Source organism: Colwellia sp. Bg11-28 (assembly GCF_002836245.1).
Lineage (GTDB): Bacteria > Pseudomonadota > Gammaproteobacteria > Enterobacterales > Alteromonadaceae > Colwellia > Colwellia psychrerythraea_A.
Genome location: NZ_PJBA01000006.1, coordinates 319,281 through 336,761 on the forward strand (window position 1 = coordinate 319,281; position 17,481 = coordinate 336,761).

Sequence of the window (17,481 nt, forward strand, 5' to 3'; positions counted from 1 at the left end):
AGAGATATAACTTTATATACCAAAACTATCTGAAGATGCATCTTTAAGTGGCTTGGGTATAGTAATATTCAGTTTTTAATTTTCTACTTTAAACTCTACTTTTTAGAGATGGACAAGCAATGACAGACAAGTTTTTACAATTTCCAGTGATAGACCCGATCATCTTTAGCATTGGCCCGGTATCTTTACGTTGGTATGGCACCATGTACTTAATTGGCTTTCTTGCCGCTATGTTTATGGCAAACAAGGCTGCTGATAGAAGTAACGGTTTATGGACGCGAGATCAAGTTAGTGACGTATTGTTTTATGGATTCTTAGGTGTCATTCTAGGTGGCCGTGTTGGTTATGTACTATTTTACCAATTCGAATATTTCTTATCAGATCCACTCTATTTATTTGAAATATGGCAAGGAGGCATGTCTTTCCATGGTGGGTTATTGGGCGTCATTCTTGCGGTATTTATTTTTGCCCGTAAAACCAATAAATCCTTTTTAGCGGTAGGTGACTTTGTTGTACCCTTAGTACCTATTGGTTTAGGAATGGGGCGTTTAGGCAACTTTATTAATGCTGAACTTTGGGGACGTCAAACTGATGTTTCTTGGGCTATGGTCTTTCCAACGGATCCATTACAAGTGCCACGTCATCCATCGCAATTGTATGAGTTTGCTTTAGAAGGGGTCGTGCTCTTTGCTATCTTATATATTATTAGCCGTAAAACACGTAGCCTAGGACTAGCATCAGGTACTTTCTTAATTGGTTATGGCGTATTTAGAAGTATTGTCGAATTCTTCCGTGAGCCTGATGCGCACCTTGGTTTGTATTTCTCTTTTATTTCAAAAGGCCAAATTTTGAGTATCCCGATGATCTTAGCAGGTATACTTATTATCTATTTAGGCTATTTATCGCAACAAAAATCAGCCATTGCTCAAGGTGATAAAGCTCCAGCAACTGGCGGAAAATCAGGTAAAAAAACAGTAAAAGGAAATAACTAATGCGCGCTTATTTAGATTTATGTCAACGTATTATTGACCAAGGTACTTGGGTTGAAAATGAGCGTACAGGCAAACGTTGTTTGACTGTGATTAATGCTGATTTAGAATACAATGTGGGTAATAACGAATTTCCTTTAATTACCACACGTAAAAGTTTTTTTAAATCAGCCATTGCTGAATTTATTGGTTATATTCGTGGTTATGATAGTGCGGCCGATTTTCGTAAATTGGGCACGAAAACGTGGGATGCTAATGCCAACTTAAATGATGCTTGGCTTAATAATACTCACCGTAAAGGTGAAGATGACATGGGGCGCGTTTATGGTATTCAAGGCCGAGCATGGGCAAAACCAGACGGCGGAACTATTGACCAGCTGAAAAAAATTGTTGATAACCTTAAAAATGGTATTGATGATCGTGCTGAGATTATGACCTTTTACAATCCTGGTGAGTTTCACATGGGTTGTTTAAGACCTTGCATGCATACCCATAATTTTTCTTTGCTTGGCGATACCTTGCATTTAACTAGCTTTCAACGTTCATGTGATGTTCCATTAGGGCTTAACTTTAACCAAGTGCAAGTCTTTGTTTTTCTAGCGCTAATGGCTCAAATAACGGGTAAGAAAGCCGGTATGGCATATCATAAAATAGTGAATGCTCATATTTATGAAGATCAGTTACCGCTTATGAAAGAAGTCCAGCTCAAGCGTGAACCGTTAGCTTTACCAAAACTTATTATTAACCCAGAAATTAAATCGTTAGAAGATCTTGAAACCTGGGTAACTATGGATGATTTTAAAGTTGAAGGTTATGAATGCCATGAAGCGATTAAGTATCCATTTGCAGTGTAGTTATTAATAATACTTGTCAATTATTAATGTAAAAAAGGCCACTTTATGAAGTGGCCTTTTTTTCTCTGCAGTGCGAGAAAAAGTCATTAACCCAGCACAGAGACAAGTAAAGTTGTTGTTATTTAATTTATGCTAAAGATATAAATATCAATTTTTTACCTGAGTTTTGGTGTTACTTAGCAAATACAACGGATTTTTTACCGTGTAAGAAAATTCGATGCTCAATATGGCAGCGTACCGCGCGAGCGAGCGTTAAACATTCTATATCACGTCCTTTAGCGGCTAGATCTTGAGGGTAATAACTGTGGTCAACAGTTTCAACGCCTTGGCTAATAATTGGACCTTCATCAAGATCATCACTGACATAATGCGCAGTAGCGCCGACTAATTTAATACCACGATCATAGGCTTGATAATAAGGTCTAGCGCCCTTAAAACCAGGTAATAACGAGTGGTGAATATTAATCGCTTTACCGGACAGTTTTTTACACATATCACTAGAGAGTACTTGCATGTAACGTGCTAATACCACTAAATCTGCTTCAGAATCTTGAATGATCTGAAAAACTTTAGCTTCTTGCTCTGGTTTAGTTTCTTTAGTGATAGGTAGATGGTAATAAGGAATATCATGCCATTTGGCCAGGTCTTCTAAATCAGGATGATTAGAGATAATTGCTGGAATTTCAATATTAAGATCACCAGTGCGATAACGATATAATAAGTCATTAAGACAATGATCGTGCTTCGACACCATGATCACAACTTTAGATTTATAAGGACTCGACGCCAGTTCCCATTTCATTTCAAATTCACTTGCCCGTTCACCGAACTGTTGGCAAAAGTCATCTCTATTAAAGTTTGTTGCTGTATCGGCTCTAAACTCTATACGGATGAAGAAACGATCTTGATCGGTATCATCGAACGAATGAATTTCATTAATATAAAACCCTTGTTCAAACAAAAAACGGGTAACAACATCAACCGTTCCAGGCTGGCTAGGGCAGCTTGCGGTGATAACGTGGGTTTGCGATACTGGTTTGATATCGGACATTTTCGATCCTCTATTTTAATTTTAAAAGCGCTGAGTCTGATAAATTCAAATTTGAGCGGCTTTATTATTGTCGGTATTTATTCCCTTAAGTGGTTTAAAAAAGGCTTAAGGGGCTGTTGGTGTTATGTAAATAATGGTTAACCCGTATTATTGACTGCCTTGCGGATCCATAACCAAATATAGTCAAAAAAACTAATGTGAACAACTCATTATAACGTATCTTCACCTAGACGAAAATGTGATTAATAGCCTTAACGAAGATAGTTTTAACAATTTTCACTAGCAAACTGTCTATGCAGATTATAGTCAGTTAATTTGTGCTTGAGTTTGGACATATTCATGTAAAACCTTCTAGAAACGTATCACTGGTACTGTTGAGTTGATATAAAAAAACACTTTTTAAAATACCTCCATTGCTTGTTATTTATCATTTTTATTTCACAGCAGAAAAAATAAACACTTGTTGTTTTAGGTGAACTCTGGTTGAATCGATTTAATTAAACACCTGTATGATTTATCTCGTGAGACTTATGATTACCATTGAAGTGACACAGAAAGTATTAGCCCCAGCAAAGCAAGTAAGCCAAGTTTTATTAGATCATCTACAGTTAGACCGATTTTTTAATGCCAAGTTTAAATTAATAAAAATACAAAGTAAGGGTGAATTAATTGGTGGTAAAGGTGCTGTTCGTCAAATATCTATTGGAAAAATAGTCTTTGAGGAAGAAATTATTAGTGCAACCAATGATCACATTTGTTATCGCATTGTTGGTAATTGGCCAGTATCAGATCATCAAGGCGATATTCAATTAACATCAGTTGGCGTTGATAATCAAACCACACAACTTGACTACGTTATTAAATTTAATGGACCTACGTGGTTACCTTCATTTTTGTTAAAGTTCTTTGTTGCCAGTGATATTAACAAAGCCATGAAAAAGTTAGCGGAGCACTTTGCCGATAGGCACATTTCAGTGGAGGACGTTGCATGACTATTGAAGTGATTTTATTGGCATTAAGTCCGATATTTTTAACCTTTGTTATTTACGAGTTTGTTAAACACCGTAAACTTTATGACATTAAAGACAGTTTAACAAATACCGCGTTAGCACTTTTACATCAAGGATCAGATGCGCTTGCTTTAGTATTATTGATGCCTTTTTTTTACTGGCTACATCAATTTGCAGTGTTTGAATTCTCACTCAGTTTCATTACCATTTTTATCGCTTTTTTATTACAAGATTTTCTTTATTATTGGTTTCATAAAGCGTCACATCATATCCATTGGCTGTGGGCAGCACATGTTGTGCATCACAGCTCAACCAAGATGAACTTCTCAACTGCTTTTAGACAATCGTTAATGTATCCATTAGCAGGTATGTGGATTTTTTGGATGCCAATGATTATTGTTGGTTTCGATCCGAACACCGTTTTTACCGTGGTTGCACTTAATTTGGCATATCAGTTTTTTGTTCATACGCAAATTGTTTATAAACTAGGGTGGTTTGAAAAAATATTTAATACGCCCTCACATCATCGGGTGCATCATTCAACCAATAAAGCCTATTTAGACAGAAACTTTGCTGGTGTATTAATTATTTGGGATAAAATTTTTGGTACTTATGTTGAAGAAAACGCTGAAAAAAATGGTCCATGTCGCTATGGTATTGTCGGTCAAATCAAATCTAATAATCCGTTTTATATTAGTTTTCATCAGTGGATTTATATGTTTAAAAAGGCCGTTGAGGCAAAAGGGCTAAAAGCTAAGAGTCGTGTATTATTTACCTACCCAACAAGTTCAGTTGAAAAATAATAGTACGAAACAAAAGTACTAAACAAAAAAGCTCCACTAAGTATCACTTACTGGAGCTCTTATATTTTTAACTTTAACTAATCGTTCTAACCGATAGTTTCAACTAAATATTTTAAAGGAGACTGACTAACACTCGATAATATTAACCGCTAAACCACCACGTGAAGTTTCTTTATATTTAGTTTTCATATCATTACCAGTTTCCCACATAGTTTTGATTACTTTATCTAAAGATACTTTTGATGTGCCATTACCACGAAGTGCTAAACGAGAAGCATTAATTGCTTTTACTGAGCCCATCGCATTACGTTCAATACAAGGTACTTGTACTAAGCCGCCAACTGGATCGCATGTTAATCCTAAATTATGTTCCATACCTATTTCAGCTGCATTTTCTACTTGAATGGGAGTACCACCCAAAATTTCAGTTAATGCGCCAGCAGCCATTGAACAAGCTACACCAACTTCACCCTGACAGCCAACTTCTGCGCCAGAAATAGAAGCGTTAGTCTTGTATAAAATACCAATGGCTGCTGCGGTAAGTAAGTAACGAATACAATCATCATCAGAGACTGGCTTAACAAACTTATCGTAGTAACAAAGTACAGCAGGGATAATACCTGCAGCGCCGTTTGTTGGTGCTGTAACTACGCGGCTTCCTGCAGCATTCTCTTCATTTACCGCCATTGCGAACAAGTTAACCCAGTCCATAGCGGTAAGTGGGTCGTTAGAATTTTCTACCATCAAGGAACGATGAAGAGCAGGGGCTCTACGATTTAAGTTTAGACCACCAGGTAGAATACCTTCGGTAGCAATACCGCGGTCAACACTCGCTTTCATCGCATCCCAAATTTCAATTAATTTAGTGCGTATAGTCGCTTCATCGTTTAAGCACTTTTCATTATTCATCATAATGGTACTAATGCTTAAACCATGCACTTTAGCTTCATGGAGTAATTTATCGCCAGTAGTAAAAACATGAGGAGGCTTGATATTGGTGTGTAGGGATAATGCTTTATCTTTTTCTTTTTCGAAGTCACAATCTTCTACAATAAAGCCACCCCCAATAGAATAATACGTTTTTTCTAATACCAAGGTATCGCCTTGATAGGCATACAAAGTCATTGCATTGGAATGAGCGGGTAATGTTTTCTTGCGATGATAAATAATAGCGTCATCTTTAGGGAAATCGACTTCATGAGTACCATTGAGTGATATTTTTTGGCTGCTTACAACTTCGGCTAAGGTCGACTCTATTGACTCAACAGGGATATTTTCCGGTGTTTGACCAGAAAAGCCTAAAATTACGGCTTTACCCGTACCATGGCCAATACCTGTCTGTCCTAATGAGCCGAATAGTTCACATTTAGCTCTGTCGACACTAGTTAATAAATTTTGTTTAACTAATTCATCAACGAAAAGTTTCGCGGCTTTCATAGGGCCCACTGTGTGTGAGCTTGATGGACCTATGCCAATAGAAAACATATCAAATACACTGATCATAATTTTTACCTTTGCTCTGCTTATGTAATAGACACTATTCTTTAATTATAGACTCAATTCTCTCTAAGCGATAGCTCGGTGAAATGGACCGCTACAATATCAAATATGGGCTATGTTGCCATATTCCGAATTATAGTTGGTATTTGTTAGAATAATGGGATTATTGTCGATTGCTTGTGTCGGTAGTAATTCTAGCTGAAAGTGAACAAAGAAAGAACCAAAATATTCAACTATCAAAGAACTAAATGCACTAACAAGGGGACATATACCCGTCACCATTCAAAGAACTCGATTTCAGAGGGTGTTAAAAACGATTTAGGCAAGGTGCTTATGGTAAAGAATGATTATTACATTGTTCAAAGGAATAACGCAGCGTAAATCATTTTTAAACCCATCCTATAAGGTTGTAAGCCATTCCATTTTGTTGTTACAGCAATAACATAGGGGGTAACCACTATTTAACCATTGCGCCTAAAACTGAAATGGCTTACAACCTCTGAAACGTGCGTCTAAATTGTTAACGGGTATATTGAAGAACTAGCGAATTCACTAGTTTATGTGGGCAACTAAATCTTTGAGCATTACCGCGGTAGCACCCCAAATATTGTATTCTTTATAGGGAAGGAAATGCACATTGTGTTGTTTTCCACCTTTATGGGCAACAAAAACATGATGGTCTGTAGTGGTTAAAAAATGCTGTAGGGGTACCTGAAATACTTCAGTGACTTCATTTGTATCTATCTGATAAATTTGTGAACTGGCAACAATGGCGATAATAGGTGTAACTTGAAAACCACTAATGGTCTCATAGGGTGGTAGTTGGCCTGCCACAGTTACTGCTTCACGAGACAAGCCTATTTCTTCAAAAGCTTCTCGAAGGGCGGTATCTATAAGTGATTTATCTTCTAGTTCTACTTTTCCACCGGGGAAACTCACTTGAGATGGGTGATGTTTTAAGTGGCTAGCTCGTTTAGTTAATAATACTTGCAAGCCTTCACCACTATCTGATTCGACCAAAGCGATGAGTACAGCTGCCGATCTTAGTGGTAAAGGGTGCTGATAGTTATGCTCAGACTCGGCCAACTGTAATAAATTAAAGCGTAATAAAAATTCATCTTTAGTCATTGGTACTACTCTTTAAAGGTACTCTTTAACAGTACTACTTATTAGTATTGATTTTAGTTGTCTTAGCTAAGTTATTAGTTAAGGCGTTAGCTAAGGTGTTATACCCGCTCCACTTGAAGATGCTCGTTTCAGGAAGTCTGAGCGATTCATAATTAAGGCACATTTATTTATTAAGGGTTATTCCCTTAAAAAGAAAGGTAACGCAGAGTATGATTTGCCCAGCCTTCCCCCAAGGCGTTTCTAATTCCAGCTGAATCATGCATCTTCAAGTGGAACGGGTATAGTTAAAGCCTACACCTGATTGAGTTTTGATAATACCGGTAAAATGCAATTAACTTTATCAAAGGTTTCTTGATACTCACTTTCTGCGGTTGAATCAGCGACCAATCCGCCTCCTGCCCAGCAATGAATCGTCTTCTCGTTGTCAGGAGAGTCTTTTGAAGTCTTTTGGCTTGGCTGACAAATTAAGGTTCGAATGGTAATACTGGTATCCATAGTGCCACAATTGGAGAGGTAGCCAATTGAGCCGCAATAAACACTGCGACGGTGTGGCTCTAGCTCTTCAATGATTTCCATCGCGCGTATTTTAGGAGCACCTGTAATAGAGCCTCCCGGAAAGGCACCGCGCAGTAAATCAGTGGCATGTTTATCACTAGCAAGTATGCCTTCAACGGTACTCACTAAATGATGCACCGCAGGGAAGCTTTCAATATCAAAAAGTTTAGGTACCTTGACCGAGCCAGCTTGACAACTTTTACTGATGTCATTACGCAGTAAATCAACAATCATTAAGTTTTCAGCATTATCTTTACTTGAATGCCTTAGTATTTCGGCATTTTTAGCATCTTGAACTTTATCATCACTGCGCGGCATTGTGCCTTTAATGGGTTTACTTTGTACCTTACCTTGCGATAACTGTAAAAATCGCTCAGGGGATACACTTAAAATGGCAGCATGGTCTAAGCGAATAAAAGCAGAGAATGGCGCTTTATTTGCCGATTTTAAGGCTAAGTAAGCTTCAAACTCATCACCTTGGTATTGGGCACTAAAGCGTTGTGCTAAATTAATTTGGTAACAATCACCGCTCAATAAATAACTTTGCACCTTATCAAATTTTTCAATGTAACCGGCTTTATCCATGTTTGATTGCCAGCTACTGGTTAAGTGAAAATTATCAGTTGTGACATTAGCTTTTGCTGGCGCTATATTTGAACTCACCGTTGAATTAATAAGTGCTACTTCAATCTCGGCACGCTTGTCATCAGGGCAAACTAAGTAAAACTTTGCTGAGTTTTTATCAAAAATAACGGCGCGATCATAAAGACCTACGGCCATCTCAGGCAAATTAATGTCTTGTTTTGCTAAATTAGGTAGTTGCTCAAATCGACGACCTAAATCATAGGAGAAATAACCTAATGCACCACCTAAAAAAGGCAGGAACTCATGTGGCAACTGAGGTGTTGTAAATAACTGTGCTTGTAATTGTTTTAGCAGTAACAGCGGATCATCAGTACTTTTCTCACTAATATTCTTTTCAGGAGAATAGACATCAGGAAAGCAGATCTCTGTACTAACACCTTGTGCCGTTAGTGTTGCAATGGGCTGCCACACTAAAATATCAAAACGGCTATCAATATGTTCACTATTACCTGAATCTAGCCACATAGCCCAAGCTTGTTGAGCCATAGGGGAAAATATGGCTTCTGCTGTAGTGCCACTTTTTAGGGACAGTTCTTTAGCTGAGATAACAGTAGTTGGGTGTTTGGCAGTGATTGTCTGGAACAAGGTTTTTATTACTCTAAGTATTCGCTAGTTAAATAGTTATTATCAGCCATTTGCTCTGGCAGCACTGTCAATAGCGGGTTATTATATGTAGTAGAATTATTATAACTTTCAACCACGCATTATTAAAGCTAATAGAGAGCACTATGGCCATCATTAAACAACAAGACGTCATCGATAGTATTGAAGATGCATTGCAATATATTTCTTATTATCACCCGATTGATTTTATTCAGGCACTAGAAAAAGCCTATAACAAAGAAGAATCAACGGCGGCGAAAGACGCAATAGCACAAATTTTAATTAACTCACGTATGTCAGCACAGGGTAAACGCCCAATCTGTCAAGATACCGGTATTGTGACCTGTTTTGTTAAAGTAGGTATGGAAGTTCAGTGGGATAAAACTGACATGACCGTACAGCAAATGGTTGATGAAGGAACGCGTCGTGCCTATTTAAATCCTGATAATCCATTACGCGCCTCAATAGTTAAAGATCCGGCAGGAAAGCGTATAAATACTAAAGATAATACGCCGGCCGTTGTTCATATCGACATGGTTCCTGGCGCTGGTCTTGAAATCATGATTGCTGCTAAAGGTGGCGGTAGTGAAAACAAAACTAAAATGGCGATGTTAAACCCATCTGACTCAATTGCTGATTGGGTTGTTAAAACTCTACCTACAATGGGCGCAGGTTGGTGTCCTCCAGGAATGTTAGGTATAGGTATTGGTGGTACGGCTGAAAAAGCAGGCGTATTAGCGAAAGAAAGCTTAATGGACCCAGTAAACATTCAAGACTTAATTGAACGTGGTCCACAAAATGCAGAAGAAGAATTACGCCTTGAAATTTTTGAACGTGTAAATAAATTAGGTATTGGCGCGCAAGGTTTAGGTGGTTTAACAACTGTAGTTGATGTGAAAATTAACTCAGTACCAACGCATGCGGCTTCTAAACCTGTTGTTATGATCCCGAACTGTGCCGCTACTCGCCATGTACACTTCCACCTTGACGGTTCTGGCCCTGCTGATTTAACGCCACCTAAGCTTGAAGAGTGGCCAGAAATCACTTGGGAAGTCGGTGAAAATGTTCGTCGTGTCAATGTTGATGATTTAGGTAAAGCTGACATAAGCGATTGGAAAACAGGTGAAACTGTTTTACTTAGCGGTACCATCTTAACGGGTCGTGACGCTGCGCATAAACGTATTCAAGACATGTTAGCTAAGGGCGAAAAACTGCCGGTAGATTTTACTGATAAGTTTATTTATTACGTAGGCCCTGTAGATGCCATTGGTGATGAAGCGGTAGGTCCTGCTGGCCCTACAACAGCAACACGTATGGATAAATTTACTGAGATGATGTTAGCTGAGACTGGTCTTTTAGGGACAATCGGTAAAGCCGAACGTGGCGCTCAAACTTGTGAAAGCATTAAAAACCATAAGTCTGTGTACTTAATGGCTGTCGGTGGCGCTGCTTACCTTGTATCAAAAGCAATCAAAAAAGCGAAAGTGGTTGCCTTTGAAGACATGGGTATGGAAGCTATCTATGAATTTGAAGTAGAAGACATGCCAGTCACTGTTGCTGTTGATAGCACCGGCGAATCTGCTCATGTAACAGGTCCTGAAATCTGGAAAGTTAAAATCCAAGAAGCTGATGCCAAAGCAAAGTCTTAATTTAAGGGGGAGTTAGTAAAAGCTAGTTACCACTTAATGACACTTGATGAAAAGGCGCTTATAGCGCCTTTTTTGTGCCTGAATTATTCAAATGTGAGGATTGAAGTGTGGGGCATGAGGTATCGTTATATAAAATGTTAAGTTGCGATGTAACTTTTCACTCCACGCTTTTCAGTCTTTGTTCGGACTAATATTTTCATGGTGATAGGCATCACAATATAAGAAATAATAGGCACAATAATACCGACTACAATACATACATGTAGTAGTTTGTTATCGGGTAGATACGGACTAATCCATGTAGGAATAAAATACACTAAAGGAACCAGTGCGAAATAGTTAATGAGTGCAAGTAAGTGTTTGTTAGGTGGGATCATAAATTACTCCGAAGACTATAGTCTATAAAATATTGTTAACTAATAAATACTGGCCGATGTTGATACATCGACCGATATTCAATTATTTTGTATTATGTTTAACCTTGACCAACCACAATTATTTCTACGTCGCTGGTGGCTATAATATCGGTTTTATAGCTACGAATTAAATCGCCATCTTCTGCACTAAAGTTGTTATTTTCATCTGAAAAATCAGCGGTGCCTTTACTGACATAAGCTAATACTTCTTCGCTAAAGCTAATGCCTTCACCGGATGATAAACGAACAATATCTATGGTTGTTTTGCTGGTAAAAGTTTTATTCTGATTTTTTTGTCCACCAGACTCTTTACCTCCATAAATGCGGCTGACACCTTTTGCCTTTAATGGATAATGTTTATAACCAGCCGGTTCTCCTGCTACCTCAGGTAATACCCACAATTGCAACAGACGGTTTTTAGTGTTGTCAGGGTTTATCTCATTATGTGAGAAACCCTCACCACCAGCACGTTGAACTTGTACTTCACCAGCGGTCAAACTTTGGCCATGCTTTAAAGAACCTTCATGAGTTACTCGCCCCGTCAGCATGATTGAAATAACATCAATCTCTTTGTGAGGATGCATGTGGGTTTCACCATGAGGGTTAAACTGTGCGTCAGCTAAATAGACAAAGCTGCCGATACCATCAAAAGTATTAGGCGCTTTACGTGAGCCAAAAAGACGACGGTCTGTTACTAAGCGGTGTTCGGTTAAACCGGCAAAACCGCCTAAAGGTAATGATTTTCTGCTGAGTACTTGCATGTTTTGCTCCTAATAATTGGGGACCTTGTTTCAATGATTACAATCATAAGTGTTAAGCATTGTTTGATAAATACCACTTTGTTGATATGATAATCTCATTATCAACAACAATAATTTATTGAAGAGCGTGTGAACGAGTCTTTTTATTTCACGCTCTACATAACGCTTTGTGTTTAGGAAATACAGCAATGGAACATGATTTAAATGACATGATGGTTTTCTTAGCCGTCGTTGAGACTGGCAGCTTTACCCTCGCCGCAGACAGGCTTGGTATGCCTAAAGCCAATGTCAGCCGAAAAGTGTCGCGCTTAGAGAAAAACCTTGCCGTTACTTTACTCGAGCGATCAACACGCTCTCAGCATCTAACTGAAGCAGGGCGACGTTATTTAGCCCACTGTAAACGCATTCATGAAGAGCTTGATTTAGCGACCGCCTCAGTCTGTGAACTTTTTCATAGCTATACAGGTGAACTAAAAATTGGGGCATCTGTTGCTAGCGGGCAACAAGTCTTAAGGCCAGCACTTGGCAAGTTTATGCGCCAATATCCAGATCTTAAAGTACAACTTAACTTAGTGAATAGACGGGTTGATTTTATTGAAGAGGGCTTTGATGTTGTCATTCGTATAGGGCAGTTAAATGACTCTATGTTAATTGCAAAAAAGTTGGGTAGCGTTAACCGAAAAATATTCGTTAGCCCTAGCTATTTAGCGAAACAAGGTAATCCGGACAAGGTTGAACAGCTAACTGAGCATCAGTTGCTGATAATGAATCCACTTAATATTTCAGGGAATAAAGACTTAAAGTTACCGTTAACGTCAACAGATCACGAGACATTCACTTTAGATTGTCAGCCACGCTTACTTGTAGATGATTTTTCTATGCTTAAACAAGCTATTGTCGATGGTTTAGGCATAGGGGTTCTGCCTGATTACATGTGTCGTCATGAAGTAGCTTCAGGTCAATTAATTAATATATTACCTGACTGGGGCATGGAAAAAGTTGATATTTATGCACTATACCCAAAACATCGAGCCAAAATTCCTAAAGTTAAAGCTTTTATCGATTTTGTTAGCGAACTTTATGGTGAAGTTCTTTAGTCATGCTACGTTATCTATTGATTTTTATATCAGTTATGGGTTTAATCAATTAAGTACTAAACTGGATTAATATGGTTAGCATTTTAGTTATATAAATAATAAAAATGGAGATATTATGCAAGGATCTATATATACAGCATTCTCAGATATGATTGTTGAACAAATGGGAATGGAGCAGTGGAATGAATTAATTGAACAAACCAAGCCACCATCACATGGAATATATACCAGTGGAGAGCAATACCAAGATAGTGAGCTGATAAATATGGTGAAAGCACTATCGATTAAAACCGGTATTGAAATTGACCAGTTAATTGAAAAGTTTGGCCGATATTTATTTAAAAAATTATACGATACCAGCCCAGTAGACATCTCCACAATAGATTCCTTAAAGAGCTTTTTACTTGCGATAGATAACCTCATTCATGTAGAAGTAAAACGTCTTCACCCCAAAGCTTACCTACCCACCTTTGAATATGAAACGGTAGATGATAATACCCTTATTATGTATTACAGCTCTAAGCGTAAATTATGCCATGTAAGTATCGGCTTAATTTTCGGTGCCGCAGATAAATTTAATGAAAAAGTATCAATCGAGCACCCTGAGTGTATGCATCATGGCGCTTCGCGTTGTAAGTTAGTGGTAACGTTTGAAGGTCAAAATGAATAAGCCAGACCTCTATAGAGTTGCCTATGAGCGCGAGCGAAAAGCGAGATTACTTGCTGAGCACTTATTAGATAACAAAACACGTAGTCTTTATGACAATTGTATTAAGCTTGAGTCAACCGTAAAAGCACTTAAAACAACTCAGCAACAGCTCATACAATCTGAAAAAATGGCGTCTATAGGTCAGCTTGCGGCAGGCGTTGCTCATGAAATAAATAATCCTATAGGTTATTCAATCAGCAACTTATCTATGCTGTCTGAATATGTCGATTCATTTTTACTGTTAGATGATTTCATTATCTCTAATTTTCCTGCATTAGCATCACAAGATGTTGCTCAATCCTATCAACAATTGAGGGAACAAGAAGACATTGATTATATAAGAGGTGATGTAAAGTCGATGATGGCTGAAACAGGCAAAGGGCTGAATAGAGTTAAAGAAATTGTTAGTAATTTGAATAAAGTGAGTCACTCTGGATCTTTTGAAAAAGAGCTTTGCGATATTAATATGCTCATTGAAGAGTCTCTTAAAGTTGTATGGAATGAGTTGAAATATTGCTTAACGGTAAATAAACACTTTACAGGATTACCTAAAATTTATTGTCATCCAGGCGAAATTAACCAAGTGTTGTTGAATATGTTTATAAACGCGGCTCACGCAACAAAAGACAAAGGTGCTTTAGATATAACGACCGGAATTAAGCAGGAGAAGGGAAGGGAGTTCCTGACTATTGAAATAAGCGATCATGGTGATGGTATACCTCAGAAGGTAATCAATAAAATTTTCGACCCTTTTTTTACCACTAAACCAGTAGGTGTTGGCACCGGATTAGGTTTATCAGTCTCTTTTGGGATTATTGAAAAACACAAAGGTAAAATAGAGGTGGCTAGTGAGGAAAATCAAGGCACTACCTTTACTATTTACTTACCATATTAGCTATTAACTCAATAATTGACTTAGCTACAGCATGGCTACAAATGCTGTCTCCGTTATAATTCAAACCTCTGAGACATGCATCTTGATTGATAACGGGTATATAATGATGCCGTGTCTAGCCAATTAAATAGCGAACTATGAAAGATTGTAATCAATGCGGAAAATGTTGTATCAAATATGGGGGAGAAGATCTTTCGGCCACAAAAGAAGAAATTGACCTGTGGGAGATATTTAACCCAGATATATTCAAATACGTGATAAACAATGAGATATGGTTCGACCCTGAATCAGGTGCAAGGTTAACAAGTTGTCCTTTTCTCGATATTGCTCCCAAGAAAAATCTGCTCGATCCAAATATGTATACCTGCAGCATTTACTTAGACAGACCAGAAGACTGTCGTCATTACCCTAGTCTTATTCCTGAAATGATTAGAGATGAATGTGAAATGATTGAAGTAATAGATTTAGCTAATCCAAAAAAAGCGCAAATAAAATTAGACATAATGATGGAAGATAGTCGCCCAGCAAGTTTTACTTAAAGTTCATCTAAATATAGTTACCTCCTCAATACATTGAGGAGGTAACTAACCTACGTTACTTACTATGCTTAGTTAGCTTGTAAGTTTTATGCGGTTGTAACAGACTTAGGGTTAACACCATAATCATTCGCATCATGTCCATCTTGTGCTAAGAAATAGATTAAAACAATCAAACCAATGATAGGAATTAAGACTATTAATTGCCACCATCCAGAACGGCCAGTGTCATGTAATCTTCTTGCCGCTATGCTAATACTTGGGATTAGTAGTCCAAGACCGACCAATGCAGAAATGGCATCCAAACCAAGAACCGCTAAAACAACATTGATGATCATATAAATAAGTATGTACATCCAATACTCTTCTCTGCGTGCTCTGCCAGTGAAATCAGCATATTTTTTTAGTGCGCCTGTAAAATAATCCATTTTTGGACTCTCCTTGTTGTTAATAAACTTTTTAAAACTAATATTTGTTAGTTTGCGTGGATACTCTAATTAATCAAATACATAAGGGCAAGCACTATACTCATTAAAAGCATCATCCCAACGCTGAACGTCATTAGCACGTCTCCAACGAGCATGATAAAACTGCATCAAACAAGTGCCTTGTTTTAATTCTATGACAAGCGTATCAAATTCATTTACCTCACCATAATTGGGGTATGTATCGGCAACGCCCCATGATTTAGCTTTGTTTTTTTTTGCAAAATTTTGCCAAAATAAATCAATATCACTCCACTCATTTTGTTCGGCGTTCCAAGCTTGAAGCGTGCCTGAATCACTCTTATTAACAAAACCATGTTCTGGTGCTGCAGCGTGAACATTGGTAATGATAAAACAAAGCATAAAAATAAATAATGTTTTCATTGGTGACTCCTAGTAACTAAATGCCTAATTGAGAGGCGAGTAATTGTTTTCAAAAATGAGAGGCTGAACGAGATATAGCCAACTTATGTCAATAGCATAGTTATTATGATTTACGCGTCAACTTTAATTTATCTTAATTAACCGAGGTATCAAACTGTTAAACAGTAAATAATCTGAATTTATCTGGAAACGTTTTAACCGTAACTAGAGCAACAGAGATATTTATTTATTCAGAATAGAGGGTTTTTCACTCTTGATTACTTGGGATAACCAGCGGGTAAAAGCGACCATGGGAGCATAGTTAAGTTTGTCATTGGGGGTGACTAAGTAATAGCCATTATCGGTACGTTGGGGTTTATTGCAAATCACCTGTAACTCACTACGTTGCAATTCACTTTCAACCAAAAACTTCGGCAATAAGGCCACGCCTAATCCTGCCACAGCAGCATTAGTTGCTATGGAGAACTGCTCAAAATGCATGTCTTGTAGTGTTTTTTTCTTTGGTTGTTCTTTTATTGTTGAGTCGACTTTATGTTCATCAAACCAGTGCTGCCAAGCATTAGGTCGAGTTGCGATATGCAATAGCGGTAAATTAATTAAACGGGCACAAACATTATCGACCTTTGCCAATTCAGCCTGCTCGAACAATTTAGGTGAGCATACAGGTACGCTTTCTTCGGCCATTAAAAAAGTACAGTTGGCTTGCGACCAATCCGCTTTGCCAAAATGAATAGCGCAATGAATATCCTCATGAGAAAAATCAAATTGTGACAGCTTACATACCGTATTGATGGTGATTCGTGGGTGTTTTGCTAAAAAATCAGCCAGTCTTGGCATTAACCACCGAGAGCCAAACGTGGGTAATATCGCAATATTAAGTATGCCACCATCGGGGTTTGTCATGAGGTTTAGTGTTGCAGAACGAATATGACTTAATGCCGAGTTGACTTCTTTAGCGTAGGTTTTTCCGGCTTCGGTCAGCGATATATTCTGTTTATGACGATGAAATAAATTAACACTTATCTGCAGCTCTAGTGCATTCACTTGGCGGCTAATAGCCCCTTGCGTTAATGCTAAATCTTTTGCTGCCGCAGTAAAACTGCCTGTTCTTGCTGCAGCATCAAAGGCGGCCAACATACTGGTACTGGGTAATGATTTTTTAGATTGAGGACTTTCAGTAGGCAGTGAGTTCATTGGCTAAATAGTTCATTAGGTATGGTTAATTGGGTAATAGCTTAAGATTGAGCGGTTTTTACATGCTTGTCAGTATAGCTAAGGGAAGGTTTCACTTTATTACTTAACATCAAACTAACGCTATAAATTAACGCAATAAAGGCATTCTTTTATTAAGGTTATTACCAAAGCTCATGACTTGGTGATTTTTACTCGTTTGATTCACGTCGCGCTTTCT

General features: G+C 37.9%; 18 protein-coding genes. 9 read left to right on the forward strand and 9 right to left on the reverse strand.

Annotated features, from left to right (window positions below; all coding sequences use genetic code 11):
* The first annotated feature begins 119 nt into the window (after positions 1–119).
* Together lgt and CXF79_RS08315 are read left to right on the forward strand one after the other, a co-directional pair.
* Complete coding sequence (gene lgt / locus CXF79_RS08310) at positions 120–992, forward strand: prolipoprotein diacylglyceryl transferase (protein WP_101154626.1); 873 nt, start codon at positions 120–122, stop codon at positions 990–992.
* Positions 992–1,843 (forward strand): thymidylate synthase, encoded by an 852-nt coding sequence (locus CXF79_RS08315; protein WP_101154627.1) that lies wholly within the window; start codon positions 992–994, stop codon positions 1,841–1,843. Before lgt ends, CXF79_RS08315 begins: the two co-directional genes overlap by 1 nt.
* Positions 1,844–2,015: 172 nt before the next feature.
* Here CXF79_RS08315 and purU read toward each other — a convergent pair whose 3' ends face one another.
* Positions 2,016–2,894, reverse strand: coding sequence for a formyltetrahydrofolate deformylase (gene purU, locus CXF79_RS08320; protein WP_011044374.1), 879 nt, complete (start codon positions 2,892–2,894; stop codon positions 2,016–2,018).
* Between the two features lie 530 nt (positions 2,895–3,424).
* Between purU and CXF79_RS08325 the strand changes: the two genes are divergently transcribed.
* Entirely contained in the window at positions 3,425–3,886 is a 462-nt protein-coding gene (locus CXF79_RS08325; protein WP_232769121.1) for an SRPBCC family protein, read from the forward strand.
* Complete coding sequence (locus tag CXF79_RS08330; protein ID WP_101154629.1) at positions 3,883–4,707, forward strand: sterol desaturase family protein; 825 nt, start codon at positions 3,883–3,885, stop codon at positions 4,705–4,707. Before CXF79_RS08325 ends, CXF79_RS08330 begins: the two co-directional genes overlap by 4 nt.
* Positions 4,708–4,833: 126 nt before the next feature.
* Here CXF79_RS08330 and CXF79_RS08335 read toward each other — a convergent pair whose 3' ends face one another.
* From CXF79_RS08335 to pabB, 3 genes are all read right to left on the reverse strand, one after another.
* A complete protein-coding gene (locus tag CXF79_RS08335; protein ID WP_101154630.1) occupies positions 4,834–6,210 on the reverse strand; it encodes an L-serine ammonia-lyase in 1,377 nt (458 codons plus the stop codon).
* Positions 6,211–6,759: 549 nt separating this feature from the next.
* Positions 6,760–7,335 (reverse strand): CoA pyrophosphatase, encoded by a 576-nt coding sequence (locus CXF79_RS08340; protein ID WP_101154631.1) that lies wholly within the window; start codon positions 7,333–7,335, stop codon positions 6,760–6,762.
* A 291-nt stretch (positions 7,336–7,626) separates the two neighbouring features.
* Positions 7,627–9,120, reverse strand: coding sequence for an aminodeoxychorismate synthase component I (pabB, locus tag CXF79_RS08345; protein ID WP_101154632.1), 1,494 nt, complete (start codon positions 9,118–9,120; stop codon positions 7,627–7,629).
* A 143-nt stretch (positions 9,121–9,263) separates the two neighbouring features.
* On the opposite strand from pabB, the gene CXF79_RS08350 reads away from it, so the two are divergent.
* Positions 9,264–10,787: a fumarate hydratase gene (locus CXF79_RS08350; RefSeq protein WP_101154633.1), complete on the forward strand. Its 1,524-nt coding sequence runs from the start codon at positions 9,264–9,266 to the stop codon at positions 10,785–10,787.
* A gap of 137 nt (positions 10,788–10,924) precedes the next feature.
* Here CXF79_RS08350 and CXF79_RS08355 read toward each other — a convergent pair whose 3' ends face one another.
* Together CXF79_RS08355 and CXF79_RS08360 are read right to left on the reverse strand one after the other, a co-directional pair.
* A complete protein-coding gene (locus tag CXF79_RS08355; protein WP_011044366.1) occupies positions 10,925–11,164 on the reverse strand; it encodes a hypothetical protein in 240 nt (79 codons plus the stop codon).
* Positions 11,165–11,262: 98 nt separating this feature from the next.
* Positions 11,263–11,964 (reverse strand): pirin family protein, encoded by a 702-nt coding sequence (locus CXF79_RS08360; protein ID WP_101154634.1) that lies wholly within the window; start codon positions 11,962–11,964, stop codon positions 11,263–11,265.
* Positions 11,965–12,152: 188 nt separating this feature from the next.
* On the opposite strand from CXF79_RS08360, the gene CXF79_RS08365 reads away from it, so the two are divergent.
* From CXF79_RS08365 to CXF79_RS08380, 4 genes are all read left to right on the forward strand, one after another.
* The gene (locus tag CXF79_RS08365; protein ID WP_101154635.1) at positions 12,153–13,061 is read left to right on the forward strand and encodes a LysR family transcriptional regulator; all 909 of its coding nucleotides are present in this window, start codon (positions 12,153–12,155) and stop codon (positions 13,059–13,061) included.
* Between the two features lie 115 nt (positions 13,062–13,176).
* The gene (locus CXF79_RS08370; RefSeq protein ID WP_101154636.1) at positions 13,177–13,731 is read left to right on the forward strand and encodes a heme NO-binding domain-containing protein; all 555 of its coding nucleotides are present in this window, start codon (positions 13,177–13,179) and stop codon (positions 13,729–13,731) included.
* The gene (locus CXF79_RS08375) at positions 13,724–14,665 is read left to right on the forward strand and encodes a sensor histidine kinase (RefSeq protein ID WP_101154637.1); all 942 of its coding nucleotides are present in this window, start codon (positions 13,724–13,726) and stop codon (positions 14,663–14,665) included. Before CXF79_RS08370 ends, CXF79_RS08375 begins: the two co-directional genes overlap by 8 nt.
* Before the next feature lie 137 nt (positions 14,666–14,802).
* The gene (locus tag CXF79_RS08380; RefSeq protein ID WP_101154638.1) at positions 14,803–15,204 is read left to right on the forward strand and encodes a YkgJ family cysteine cluster protein; all 402 of its coding nucleotides are present in this window, start codon (positions 14,803–14,805) and stop codon (positions 15,202–15,204) included.
* Between the two features lie 86 nt (positions 15,205–15,290).
* Here the strand turns inward: CXF79_RS08380 and CXF79_RS08385 are convergent, their stop codons facing one another.
* The 3 genes from CXF79_RS08385 to CXF79_RS08395 all read right to left on the reverse strand — a co-directional run bounded on the left by CXF79_RS08385 (position 15,291) and on the right by CXF79_RS08395 (position 17,264).
* Positions 15,291–15,629 (reverse strand): DUF805 domain-containing protein, encoded by a 339-nt coding sequence (locus CXF79_RS08385; protein WP_011044360.1) that lies wholly within the window; start codon positions 15,627–15,629, stop codon positions 15,291–15,293.
* A gap of 69 nt (positions 15,630–15,698) precedes the next feature.
* Positions 15,699–16,070, reverse strand: a complete 372-nt coding sequence (locus tag CXF79_RS08390; protein ID WP_101154639.1) for a hypothetical protein — start codon at positions 16,068–16,070, stop codon at positions 15,699–15,701.
* Positions 16,071–16,292: 222 nt separating this feature from the next.
* On the reverse strand, positions 16,293–17,264 hold the full coding sequence (locus tag CXF79_RS08395) for a LysR family transcriptional regulator (RefSeq protein WP_101154640.1): 972 nt from the start codon (positions 17,262–17,264) through the stop codon (positions 16,293–16,295).
* Positions 17,265–17,481 lie beyond the last annotated feature (217 nt).